Raw genomic sequence first — 11,658 nt, forward strand, 5'->3', positions numbered from 1 at the left:
AGAGTCGGCGCCTCCCTCTTAACCGGCTAATCTTCGAGTTTCCCCTGGTCAGAGACACGCCGACGTTCTGGGGATTCCGGCAGGTTGCGGTCATTGCCGGTACATCTGTGTCTCATGAGCGAGGGCGGGCTGCGGCTCGAGGAACGAGATGACGGCTGGGTGCTGGCGGGGTCGGGCGCCGCGGCGTTCGCGTTGGTGGACGAGTATCTGGCGTATCTGGGCGACCGGAACTATTCACCGAAGACGGTCCGAGCCTACGGGTACGACCTGTTGGCGTTTTGCCGCTGGTTGGCCGGCGAGGACATGACGTTGACTGCGGTGGACACGGACGTGCTGTTGAAGTTCCTGCGGGCCTGTCGCGATGCCCGGGTGCCGGGGCGGCCAGGTCCGAACGTCGTGGCGTTGAGCGGGCGCAGGCTGGACAGGTATGCGCCGGCGACGATCAACCGCCGGCTGGCGGCGGTCTCCGGGCTGTTCGCGTTCCGGGCCATGCGCAACCCCGATGCGGCGAACCCGGTGCCGAAAGGACGTGAGGCGCGGTGGGTGGCGTCCGGGGAACGCACGGGGATGCTCGCGCACACCGTGCGCCGGCCGACGCGCCGCTCGGTGCTGCGGCTTCGCCAACCGCGCCGGCTGCCCCGGCCGCTGGACCAGGGACAGGCCGCCGAACTGCTGGCGAGCTTCCACACGTGGCGGGACCGGGCGATCGCCGGACTGATGCTCTACTGCGGGCTGCGCTCTGCCGAGGTTCTCGCGTTGGGCATTGTCGATGTGGACATCGGCGGCCGGTGGCTGCAGGTCGTCGGCAAGGGCGAGCGGGAACGGCGGGTGCCGCTGGATACCGACGTCGCCTCGGTGATCCAGGTCTACCTCCTCGCGGAGCGGCCGGAGACCGCCAGCGGCAGGCTGTTCATCGTGGCCAAGGGCCCCAACCGGGGCCGGGCGCTGACCGCGGCGGGACTGCGCACGATCTTCCGCTACCACCGCGGCATCTCCGAGATCACCGGCGGTCATCCGCATGCGCTGCGGCACACCTTCGGCACCGCGTTGGCCGAGGCTGGCGTCGACCTCGCGGTGATGCAGGCCCTACTCGGTCACGCCCATGTCGATACCACTGCCCGGTATATCCATCTGGCTCCCGCCCACGTGAAAGCCGAATTCGATGCCGCCCGTGACCGCATGCGCGCCCGCCCGTGACGCTGACGGCAACGCGCATCGCCACCGCGATGGCAATGCGAACGCCGCCTACCTGGAGTATCTGGAAGCCACAAGCCGCGGGAATGCTGCGTACTACCGTGCGGCCCGGGCGTTCTTTCGGCGGTGGCCCTGGCCGCAGGACTGGGCAGGCGAGCCGCTGGAGGTTCGGCTGTCGGCGAACTCGTCGACCCGGCCGCTGATCACGTTCCTGATGCTGCACCGCGGGCTGCGGCCCGGCTACGACTATCTGCTGGAGCGCAAGCTGTCCAGCATCTGGCGGGAGATCAAGGAGTCACCGATCGGCGTCGACCTGGACCGGTTCCTGACCGCCGCCGCCGAGTTGGGGTTCACCGAACGGGTCCGGTTCGCCACCGGCTCGCAGGTGCCGGCCCGCCTGCTGATCCAGACCGGCCGGAGACTGAACCAACTCACCGTGGACGATCTGGCCAAGTTCGCCACCGCATGCCGCGATCGCCAGGCCCGCACCGGCACCGACCACAAGCACTACCTCGCCGCGCTGAGCAACACCCAGCGAGTCCTGTTCCACATGGGCATCGCGGCCGACCTGCCCCGCTGCGGCGGGCCGATACCGTTGACCAAACGGCTGTCCGAGGTGGCGGCGCCGATCCGGGCGACGCTGATCGCCTACCTGGAACGCAAACGCGCAACCTGCGTCGCCAAGACGGTGTCGGCCCTGGCCACCCGGCTCAAGCACTTCGGTGTCTTCGTCACCGGCATCGACCCGGACCTGCCCAGCATCGCGTCGCTGCAGCGGTGCCAGCACATCGAGCCTTACCTGACCTTCCTCGTTGATGCCCGCAACACCAAAACCGGCGAGGTCATCACGGTCGCCGACCGGGCCCGACGGGTGCTGGCCCTGACGACCTTCCTGACCGACATCACCGAATGGGGCTGGCCCGAAGCGCCGCCTCGCAAACTGGTGTTCCGCGACGACATTCCCAAGCTGCCGCAGCCCCTGCCCCGCTACCTGCCCATCGACGCCGACCGGCGGCTCACCGACGCGCTGCGCGAGCACCCCGGCAACGAACTTGCCGCCTACGCCCTGCGGCTGCAACGGGCCTGCGGACTACGCATCGGGGAACTACTCGACCTCGAGCTGAACTGCGTGCACGAAGTCCCCGGCCAGGGCAGCTGGCTCAAAGTCCCACTCGGCAAACTCGAGACCGAACGCATGGTCCCGCTCGATGAGGAGATCCTCGACCTCATCGACCACATCACCGAGATTCGGTCGCCAGGCCGGCCACTGCCGCACCCCCGCTACCGCCGCCTGGCGCAGTTCCTGTTCACCCACCACGGGCGGCGCCTCGGCCAGCAAGCCCTCCGCACCGAACTCGACCGGGCCACCCAGACCGCCGGTCTCGGGCACATCACCTCCCACCAACTGCGGCACACCTACGCCACTGCCCTGGTCAACGCCGGAGTGTCCCTGCAGGCGCTGATGGCCCTGCTCGGTCACGTCTCCGCCGAGATGAGCCTGCGCTACGGCCGGCTATTCGACGCCACCGTCCGCGACGAATACGAACGCGCGCTCACCCTCGCCAAGCAGCAGGCCCGCACCCCCGCCACCAGCCGCACCAGCCTGCCGCTGGCCGATATCACCAGCGGCGCCAACTGGAAGACCACCCCGCTGGTCAAGTCCCGCCTGGCTAGCGGCTTCTGCCTGCGAGCTCCGGCCCAGGGCGCCTGCACCTACGCCAACATCTGCGAACACTGCCCCAGCTTCCACACCGAAACCAGCTCGCTGCCCATCCTCGCCGCCCAACGCGTCGACGCCGCGGCGCTGGCCACCGACGCCGAACAGCGCGGCTGGATCAGCGAAGCCGAACGGCACCGCAAACTCATCGCCCGACTCGACACCCTGATCAGCCAGGCGCAAGCCGGATGAGCAACACCGAGGACCTCAACCGCGTCGAGCGGGCCTGCGCCGACCTGCGCCGCGACGGGCAGCCGGTCACCTTCACCGCCGTCGCCGCGCACACCGGCCTGGCCCGCACCACCCTCTACCGCAACCCCCCGCTGCGAGCCGTCATCGACCACCACCGACACCAGGCCACCAACACCGGCACCCTCACCGCCATCACCGACGAGTTGGCCACCCTACGCGCCGCCGTCGGCGCCATCGCCGCCCGAGTACGACGCCACGAAGAACAACTCCGCCGAATCAACACCCGAGAACCGACCTGAAAGCGTTAACCGGCCAAACACCCAAGACCAAGATCATTAGCCGGATAAGCCGGCGACAACGCCGCCATGGAATCGTTCTTCGGGTTGCTGCAGAACAACGTCCTCGACCGGCGGACCTGGACCACCCGCCAGCAGCTCAGGACCGCGATCGTGACCTGGATCGAGCGGACCTACCACCGCCGCCGACGACACTCTCTGTCCCGGTTAACCCCTATCGAGTACGAGACCATCATGACCCCACCGGCCAGTCAGGCCGCCTGACTGAAACTGTCACCAATCGGTGCAGCAGACCCTGATGAGCCCCAGCGACGTGATCTCCAACTACCACGACCTGTGGCACATCGAGCAGTCCTTCCGCATGTCCAAAACCGATCTCGCCGCCCGACCCATGTTCCACCACACGAGGGCCGCCATCGAAGCGCACCTGACCATCGTCTTCACCGCCCTGGCCGTCACTCGCGAAGCCCAAACCCGCACCGGACTCGCGATCCGCAACGTCCTGCGCCAACTGCGCCCACTACGCTCCGCGACCCTCACGATCAACGGCGCCATCCAGACGTTCCCACCCGAGATCAACCCCGAACAACAAGCCATCCTCGACGCCCTCACCCAAGCAAACCTCAGGCACTAACCGAATGACCGAACTCAGGAGGGAGAACGGAAGCGGTGGCTCCCCATCCGCTCATACGTCAATGTGCATCCGGGCGTACATGTCAGCAGCTCCGGATGCGATCTTCGTTGGTGCAGCAAGTTGAACAGTCTGCCGGGGTCGCACGAGTGCGGTGACAGTAGAGGCCAGGGTGGGAGCCGCCGCTGCTATGAAGCAGATGGGCAGCGGAACCTGCCCCAGGAGTAGGCCCGCAGTCGTGGCCTGTCGCACTGGTCCAGTCGGGAGATGGCGGCCTACATCACCCGCACGGAGCGGGTGTCGGTCTCGTATCCATGGGTGGCCAAGCTGTGGCGCGAGCATGGCCTCAAGCCGCACCGCTCTGGCACGTTCAAGCTCAGTGAGCCTATCCGAGCAAGGATTTGAGAGGGTGGTTCGGAAGCGTATGTCCGGACTGGGTTTGACCGCTCATTAGGGGCCTTGGTGGTCGGGGTTACGTCGACGGTGGGGTCAGGGTGAACAGTCCGGCCTCGGGTTCGGTGAGGATCTGGCGGGTGACGAGGCGTTTGAGCTTGGCGCGGAGGTTCTCGGTGTCCTTCGCGGTGGTGCCGGTGCCCAGGGCCTGGCAGATGTCCTTGGCGCGCATCGGTGTGGTGGCGGTGTGGAACACGGTGAGGATCTGTTGGTAGGCGGGGCTGGCGATGGTCGGGTCAGCGGGTGGTGCCGCGTCGAGTGGGTCGCCGAGGCTCAGGAGCGTTTTGCGGGTGATGGCGAGTTCGGTGACTTCGGTCTCGGCCGTGGTGAGCTGTTCGTTGAGGGTGGCGATTTGGGCGCGGAGCCGTTCGACGGTGAGGCCGGCGGCGGTTTCGCGTTCGGTGAGCAGGGTCAGTAGCGACGGCGGGGTCACCGCTGCTGGCCTGTGTCGCGCCAGGACGTGGTGGCGGTGCCGGTGAGCCGGCGGATGAGGTTCGCTGTGGAGGCCCACCAGGTGCGGGACACCGCGGAGGCGGGTCGGCTCTCGTACTCGCGGACCAGGCGGCGGTGCAGCATCAGGGTGCCGTGGGTCTGCTCCACCACCCACCGGCGTTTCACCGGCACGAACCCGGCCGTCGTGTCGGACCGAAGGACCTGCTCGACGTCGATATTTCGGATGGCGCCGTGGATCTGCACGTCGTCTTTGAACCCGGCATCGACCCACGCCTTGGTAACCGTCGGGGTGTGCGCTACCACGTTGTCCAGCAGTTTCACACCGATCGTGTTGTCGGTGACCGACGCGGCGGTGACCACCACCGCGATGATCAACCCGAGGGCGTCGACCGCGAGGCCTCGCTTGCGCCCCGGGACCTTCTTCGCCGCGTCCTTGCCGGTCGTGGCGGCCGGGACGTGGTTGGCCGCCCGGATCGACTGGGTGTCCAGCGCCACCGCGGTCGGATCCTCCCGGCGGCCGGCCCGCTCCCGCGCCTGACAGCGCAGCAGATCGTGGATCACCTGGTCGGTGCCATCATCACGCCACAGGGCGAAGTAGTAGTAGGTGGCCGACTTCGGCGGCAGGTCGTGTGGCAGGTANGCCCACTGACACCCGGTCCGGTTCTGGTAGAAGATCGCGTTCACGATCTCCCGCAACTCGTAGCGGCCCTGATGCCCCGACACCGACGGATGCCGGTCCTTCCACGCCTGCAGAAACGGCCCGACCACCGCCCACTGATCATCGGTCAGGTCACTCGGATACGCCGCACGTCCATTCATGATCAGCCCAACGCGGCCGGGCCTCCCCGGTTACGACTACGGCTCACATTCACATGCCAACCCAAACCCACAAGGGACGAAAGCTACCGAACCACCCTCTGACTACTAACGGCAGGCGGCCCACTGCCAGATTGCCGCCAGGCAGTCACTACCGGCAACCGGCGTCCCGCACGCGGTCAGCACCAGGATCAGCACGAGGGAATTCCGCCGGCCAAGCGGATCATGCGGATCAGGCACCAGGGCGAGCCGCGCCACCCGCGACGACGCCACCTGGTGCGGGTCGGTGACCGCGGCTTCCTCTACCTGGCCACCGTCATCGACCTGAATTCCCGGCGCCTCGCGGGCTGGGCGATCGCCGACCATATGCGCACCAACCTGGTCATCGACGCCCTCCACGCCGCCCGTTCATTCAACGTTGCCGATCAATCCACCGAGCCCGTCACGCAGGCCAGTGGTTTCGTTCCTTCAAACGCGAAACCTCCAAGGCCGCCGCGCCTTGCCGACGAATGCGAGGAACACTCATCGCGTCCCGCTGGCTGCACCGCTACAACACCGTCCGACGCCACTCCCGGCTCCACCAGCAGTCCCTGATCACTACGAGAGGAACGCCGACCGGCGCAGGCTACGCTACCCCCGCCGCATAAGCCCCGTGTCCAGGATCAGGGGTCAAGCCCGCGCCTGATCAGCAACAAACCGACCACCGCCCGGCATGGGCTCACCCGCCTGAAGATCCACCGACATGAGCGCTCGAACCACGCTACTTGATCGCAATGATTGCGAGAAGGAATCCCAGCCGGGCAAGCGCTTGGACGCCGGTGGTCCCTGGCGTCACGGGGACCTTCTCGACGACAATTCGCTGGTAGTGCTTGTAAAGCACTTCCTGCTGAACCTCGTCGATAGTCGGCAGTACCCAAAACATCGCGACGGCAGCACCTGGCTTGAGGTGCGACGCCGCCGCAACAAGAAAGGAAACATTCTCATCGACTAAGGTTGTCACGTCCATTGCATAGGTGTCGAAGAAGACCCCGTCGACCTCCGCGAGGAGGCTCGTCTGGTTTTGCCAGTAGTCCTGCACAGGCCGGATATCAGCGTCGGGACACTCAGCTCGCCATTGCGTCAGGCGGCCGAACATGTCCGGGTGGGGCTCGATGATAGTATGACGCTCAATCTTTTGCCTTTGGAGAGCATTCGCAGAAATGCCCATTCCGAAGCCAACCTCAAGGATTCTAGTCCGCTTGACCGTTGCACATAAAATTTCCGCCATTCGATACATCAGCGGAGTTTCCCACCGCTTCATTACCTTATAGCAGTCATCGACGACAAGTTGATCGGCTTCAAGTCGTGAGGGAAGGCCATGCCAGCCCGAGTCGGGTTTCATACCAGCAACATAGCATTCGAAACAGCCTACCGCGAGGCCGAATCTCGCGCCAACCCGGATACCGACAGCAACGTCTCCTATCGACAGCCCATCCGCAAGGTGGACGCCGGCTCGAAAAGTCTATTCAAACAATCCAAAAATACCTGAATCACAGAACATGAGCAAGACAATATCACACTAAAGCCGCCAACACCACAGTTTCAATATAATGCCTTCCGAGTGCTTGAATTGACCACTATTTATCTACATTAGTCAAACTTCCGACTTCGCCGTCTCGAGGTTCCTCGCGGTAAACAATACCGGTCACACACCCGAGCCCGCCCGCCGCTCTGATCAGCTGCGGGCAGGGAGTTGTCGCTACGACTTCAACTCCATTGTCAGCAAACCACTGGGCAACGCTAGGCGCTCCGTCAACCATAATGACCCGCCTTGGCCCCAGGACAACGAAATTCATCGCCTGATCCCGAGTGACCGAGGGAACTTCAGACACGTGAACGACGCGAACACCATGCTCAGCGAGCACGTCGGGCACTCGGCGGTTGGTCAATTCGGTGCGTACCATGGCCAAATCGTGATCGACAAGCTGCAGGACACCCAAAAGATGCTGGATCCCAGCAGGAACTGGCACTTCAATAACGGTGACATTCTGCCGACCCAGGATCGCCCGAACCTGCTTCACCCCTTCCACGTTGGTGCGACTACCCGACCCGACGAGAACCAGGTCGGGGCGGAGCCACAAGGCGTCCGCTCCCTCGAATGTCCCGAATCCGCTAATCGTGGCAAGGACGGGAATACCCGCCCGAGCAAGATCAACAGCCACGCCGAACTCTTCGCCTGCGCGGGGGATGCTGGCCATCCGTGCCACCACGGCACCCTCGGGCGTCATGAAGAACTGGTCACGAACGAAGCATGAATTATAGAGAGTCAAGCCAGTTCTACTAGGCTGCAACTCTCGAATGATAACCTCAACATCGAATTCTTCCAAAACTCGCACGAATCCGATTAGCTCTGCACGAAGCCGCCCAAAATTGACGGGACCTAGATATTGCACTTCGTTCCAGCTGCCAGGGATGGGCCAGTCCGGCGAAGGTAGACCAATCATGGCGGTTCGTAAGACGCCAAATTCACCGACGTTGCCAGAAGTCCTCCACAGCCGACCCTCGCGAACATCTCCGGCAAGGTCGTTCTTTCGGGGCTGCCAGCCCGCTCCTTGATACGCGGCGGACGAGCCAACTTTCATTACAACCACTCCAACGTTGGCCTGCTACCGTACCCGAGAGCGCCAGCAACGTCTTGGGTCTCTTCCTCCTCGATAGCAGCAGCGATCCGCTCTGCGTTCGCCCGCCATCGTCCCGGACGGGGTGGCGCGGTGGCCATGACTACCGGCAGTTCACCGACCTCCGAAGCCATGGGTGAATCTACTCCTGCGAATTTCATGACCCGGTGTACCAAGGCGCGTTGCCGGCCCGAGCTGACATGTAAATCTTCTGCACGCACCTGAAGCCAAGTACCCGCCCCCTCAGCCTTCGCAGCGAGAATATGCTGGTGCGCCTGACGCCACTGGAAGGAACACACTCGAGGAAGCGAAGTCGCGGTGTTCGCATACCACTGAGGAGGCAGGTCAAAATTCCACCAGCCCTGACCCCACGGGAGATGCGAGTACCCCTCGATATTCATTGCGTAATTACGGTCGATTTGATGGGAAAAGAATCCACGGCTCAGCCAGCCATCCATCAACCCGTTGATAGAAGCAGCAGGATTTCGTGTTAAATGAACAAATCGCAACTCAGATGCTGGAAAGAGTCTGCGTATCAAGTTGATCCGGTAGACATCCAGAGACGCCTTGAGGAGCAGTGGCCTCCGTTGCGAAGATGCTAGGGCCGGTCTGGCCGGGAATGCCCTGGGAACTAGGAAAGGTGGCTCTTCGACAAGTGTGAAGCCGGCAGATGGAGGCCCGACTGGTTCCGGTTCGGCAGGAAACCAGCGGCTGATTACGTTAGCCGGCAAGTCGTAGTACCAGGGGTCAACGGCATACCCGATATCGCGAAGTTCCCGAATGATCGCCATGAGTAGTGCAACCGGATCATGACAACTTCCCTGCCGGTACACCTGGCGCCTTGCCGCCTCCAGCACTAGGTCCGGATCATCTGCAAGCATCGGCCACTGGGCCAGAAGCCGGCTGACAAAATGATAGGCGACAAGGTTGGCAGTCAGCACGCCAGAGATGGGACCAGTACATTCGGTTGCCAACGCTGAGAGCAGGCCATCGAGGTCGGCTCCTGGCCCGATCGATCCATCATGGGCTAATGGGTCGTCAGGTAGACCGAACCCGTGCAACTTGTACAGATACACATGCTCCCCAGGCAAGCACCAAAACACTTTCGTGGCGCGCAAGGCACTGAATAGCGCACTGCTTCCACCCCTGGAGGAAGATAGAATCACCACTACGACAGGAAAGTCATTGATTCGTTGCGAATCATCAATTTCACATAACTTCGCAATGCGCTTCCTGGCATCTCGCACGCTATCGAACGTCTTGAATGAAGCCGACTGCACCCCAGCCTTGTCCATAAGCCCCCCCGTGCGATAACCATGAACACCGCCGCCAGATTATGCAGATAATTTGACACCCTGTCAAGGCTTGCGATAGAGCAAGGCAGCGACTAGCATGCATCGATGAGTGGTCATACGGGGAGGCCTCAACTCGATCTGCAATAGGAGTGCACCCTCCTTGGGCACGCTGACTAGTCCAACCTGGGCGTGCCGAATGTCCACCTGGTTCCGGCGATATCGCGGTAGGCACCCTCGGGTATCCTGCCGCATCGCATATCCGAACCGTGGTCGACCCAGAGGGGAGGGAAGATGAACAAGATGGAGGCTCTGTCGGTCGAGCAGCTTGAGGTGCTCAAGACCGAACTCGAGAAGGCGCGCAAGGCGCGCACCGAGGCAACGCAGTCCGCCGGCGACAAGGTGTTCGCGGTGTACAGCAGGTGACAGTGAACTCCAGGGTGCCGAGCCTTGGCTCGGCACCCTGGAGCCTAACTCTGCGTCTTCTTGTCAGCATCGCGGGGGAGAGTATGATCTTCACAGCCTTAGGCCACAACAGCTTTATCATCTCGCATGACGAGAGTTCGCTACTCATCGACCCACTACTACAAACAGGTTTTGGTGATGAATATTCACCAAAACCCATTAAAATGTACCCGCCGCGCTCCATTGATGCTAGCGCACTGCAAAACGTCGATGCAATACTCATCAGCCATGAGCACTTCGACCATTTCAATCTCGCTTCGCTCAACTTGCTCCCGCGATCGATTCCGGTACTCGTCGGCGTAACAATGATTTCCGCTGTGGTGTCCGCTATCGAGTCCCTCGGCTTCACCGTCACCCGGGTGCCATTCGAAGAGCGACTACTGGTCGGTGCACTAAGCATCTGCCTGTACCCGCCGACTCCCGACACCGTGCATTGGGAAAAGCGAGTGACCCAGCTAATCGTCACCGATAGTGATGGGGTATCCCTACTTGTTGGCATTGATGCGATGGTCGGCGAGGCCATCATCGAGGCCGCGACCACCAATCTTGCAAGCGCAGTTGTGGTGTCCAATAACGCACAAATTACACCACCCGGCGTGATGGGCACCCTAACCAACTTCGGCGAGGCTGCGGATAGCACCCCCCAGGTTGCTGCACTGTCGATTGTCGATGCACTGCTGACCTACCTGGCCGGCAGTCCCGAATTACAGGCGCGCCCAATCCTCATAAGTGGCGGAGGGTTTCAAAAAGACTATGAGGAGATGGGTCCCTTCCCCTTCTCAGATCAAGATGAAATTGCCCGCCTAACCCGGGAGCTGACTGGCCGCGATGATGTGTTCGGCCCACTTCCGGGTGAAGTGCTTGAGGTGACCAAGGACGGTGTGCAGCCCGCCGGTCGAGTGAAGTGGATACACCTCGACAGGGAGGCTCTGGCGACTGCACAGCGCGGGCGTGATGAGTTCATCACATCTGGTCAACCCATCACGCGCCGGCCCTTGCTGCCGCCGGTGGACGATCCTGATGCGGCGCTTAAAAAGGTGGAGAACGAGCTCAACGCGTTCGCTCAGGCTGTTCTTATGTCCAAGTTGAGCGCGGAGATGCTAGAACGCTGGCACCCCGCCACGGGCTGCTTCTTCATACGCGTGGTGGACGAAGGAACATCGACTGTAGTCGACTACTCGCTAGATCTTGTCACCTCAGCGTTCGTGCGCAATGACCAGTTCATCCACCTCGACGACTTTTCCCTCGCCCAGACGTCCCCCTTCGGCTTCATCATCTCCCTGGGCGACTTCGTGGGCCTCATTGACGGCACAATCCAAATATGGGACCTGGCAGGGCTCGCGGTGAACACCTGGTTTAGAAATTCGCGAACTGAGGCAGTCATGCCTCTCATGTACAGCTGGTTCGGTGAACAGGCGGCACCGCATCTCGCGAACCGCCTCTTCCGCTTGCAACTCAACATGCTCGGCGTAAAGGCTTAGGGGAAACGAGG

At 62.7% G+C, this 11,658-nt stretch carries 10 protein-coding genes and 3 pseudogenes; 8 read left to right on the forward strand and 5 right to left on the reverse strand.

Going from position 1 to position 11,658, the window contains the following annotated elements:
* The first annotated feature begins 114 nt into the window (after positions 1–114).
* The 6 genes and pseudogenes from SALPAC6_RS0113715 to SALPAC6_RS30995 all read left to right on the forward strand — a co-directional run.
* Entirely contained in the window at positions 115–1,197 is a 1,083-nt protein-coding gene (locus tag SALPAC6_RS0113715) for a tyrosine-type recombinase/integrase (RefSeq protein ID WP_018251582.1), read from the forward strand.
* The gene (locus SALPAC6_RS30775) at positions 1,163–3,103 is read left to right on the forward strand and encodes a tyrosine-type recombinase/integrase (protein WP_018255396.1); all 1,941 of its coding nucleotides are present in this window, start codon (positions 1,163–1,165) and stop codon (positions 3,101–3,103) included. Before SALPAC6_RS0113715 ends, SALPAC6_RS30775 begins: the two co-directional genes overlap by 35 nt.
* A complete protein-coding gene (locus SALPAC6_RS0113725; RefSeq protein WP_018251584.1) occupies positions 3,100–3,402 on the forward strand; it encodes a DUF6262 family protein in 303 nt (100 codons plus the stop codon). The genes SALPAC6_RS30775 and SALPAC6_RS0113725 overlap by 4 nt, the downstream gene beginning before the upstream one ends.
* Positions 3,403–3,453: 51 nt before the next feature.
* A pseudogene (locus SALPAC6_RS25970) lies at positions 3,454–3,663 on the forward strand (IS3 family transposase); the annotation flags it as partial.
* Positions 3,664–3,679: 16 nt separating this feature from the next.
* A pseudogene (locus SALPAC6_RS0113735) lies at positions 3,680–4,033 on the forward strand (IS1634 family transposase); the annotation flags it as partial.
* 237 nt (positions 4,034–4,270) lie between these two features.
* Positions 4,271–4,411 (forward strand): annotated as a pseudogene (locus tag SALPAC6_RS30995) (IS630 family transposase); the annotation flags it as partial.
* Between the two features lie 91 nt (positions 4,412–4,502).
* On the opposite strand, the gene SALPAC6_RS0113740 reads toward SALPAC6_RS30995, so the two are convergent.
* The 5 genes from SALPAC6_RS0113740 to SALPAC6_RS29425 all read right to left on the reverse strand — a co-directional run bounded on the left by SALPAC6_RS0113740 (position 4,503) and on the right by SALPAC6_RS29425 (position 9,704).
* Positions 4,503–4,916, reverse strand: coding sequence for a hypothetical protein (locus SALPAC6_RS0113740; protein WP_018252728.1), 414 nt, complete (start codon positions 4,914–4,916; stop codon positions 4,503–4,505).
* On the reverse strand, positions 4,913–5,755 hold the full coding sequence (locus SALPAC6_RS0113745; RefSeq protein WP_018251394.1) for an IS5 family transposase: 843 nt from the start codon (positions 5,753–5,755) through the stop codon (positions 4,913–4,915). The genes SALPAC6_RS0113740 and SALPAC6_RS0113745 overlap by 4 nt, the downstream gene beginning before the upstream one ends.
* Positions 5,756–6,512: 757 nt before the next feature.
* Positions 6,513–7,133, reverse strand: a complete 621-nt coding sequence (locus SALPAC6_RS26920; protein ID WP_162561526.1) for a class I SAM-dependent methyltransferase — start codon at positions 7,131–7,133, stop codon at positions 6,513–6,515.
* A gap of 235 nt (positions 7,134–7,368) precedes the next feature.
* Positions 7,369–8,373, reverse strand: a complete 1,005-nt coding sequence (locus SALPAC6_RS31255) for a dimethylarginine dimethylaminohydrolase family protein (protein WP_080636050.1) — start codon at positions 8,371–8,373, stop codon at positions 7,369–7,371.
* Positions 8,373–9,704, reverse strand: a complete 1,332-nt coding sequence (locus tag SALPAC6_RS29425) for a sulfotransferase (RefSeq protein WP_162561525.1) — start codon at positions 9,702–9,704, stop codon at positions 8,373–8,375. The genes SALPAC6_RS31255 and SALPAC6_RS29425 overlap by 1 nt, the downstream gene beginning before the upstream one ends.
* A gap of 291 nt (positions 9,705–9,995) precedes the next feature.
* On the opposite strand from SALPAC6_RS29425, the gene SALPAC6_RS30785 reads away from it, so the two are divergent.
* Both SALPAC6_RS30785 and SALPAC6_RS0113770 read left to right on the forward strand, forming a co-directional pair.
* Entirely contained in the window at positions 9,996–10,127 is a 132-nt protein-coding gene (locus SALPAC6_RS30785; protein ID WP_018253983.1) for a hypothetical protein, read from the forward strand.
* 83 nt (positions 10,128–10,210) lie between these two features.
* Entirely contained in the window at positions 10,211–11,647 is a 1,437-nt protein-coding gene (locus tag SALPAC6_RS0113770) for an MBL fold metallo-hydrolase (RefSeq protein ID WP_162561524.1), read from the forward strand.
* Positions 11,648–11,658 lie beyond the last annotated feature (11 nt).

The sequence above is a fragment of the Salinispora mooreana genome (assembly GCF_000379065.1).
GTDB lineage: Bacteria > Actinomycetota > Actinomycetes > Mycobacteriales > Micromonosporaceae > Micromonospora > Micromonospora mooreana.

Excerpts from the sequence above, each read along its gene's own strand:
- SALPAC6_RS26920 (WP_162561526.1), bottom strand. The coding sequence starts at position 7,133 with ATGAAACCCGACTCGGGCTGGCATGGCCTTCCCTCACGACTTGAAGCC.
- SALPAC6_RS29425 (WP_162561525.1), bottom strand. The coding sequence starts at position 9,704 with ATGGACAAGGCTGGGGTGCAGTCGGCTTCATTCAAGACGTTCGATAGC.
- SALPAC6_RS30785 (WP_018253983.1), top strand. The coding sequence starts at position 9,996 with ATGAACAAGATGGAGGCTCTGTCGGTCGAGCAGCTTGAGGTGCTCAAG.
- SALPAC6_RS0113725 (WP_018251584.1), top strand. The coding sequence starts at position 3,100 with ATGAGCAACACCGAGGACCTCAACCGCGTCGAGCGGGCCTGCGCCGAC.
- SALPAC6_RS0113715 (WP_018251582.1), top strand. The coding sequence starts at position 115 with ATGAGCGAGGGCGGGCTGCGGCTCGAGGAACGAGATGACGGCTGGGTG.
- SALPAC6_RS30775 (WP_018255396.1), top strand. The coding sequence starts at position 1,163 with ATGCCGCCCGTGACCGCATGCGCGCCCGCCCGTGACGCTGACGGCAAC.
- SALPAC6_RS0113770 (WP_162561524.1), top strand. The coding sequence starts at position 10,211 with ATGATCTTCACAGCCTTAGGCCACAACAGCTTTATCATCTCGCATGAC.
- SALPAC6_RS31255 (WP_080636050.1), bottom strand. The coding sequence starts at position 8,373 with ATGAAAGTTGGCTCGTCCGCCGCGTATCAAGGAGCGGGCTGGCAGCCC.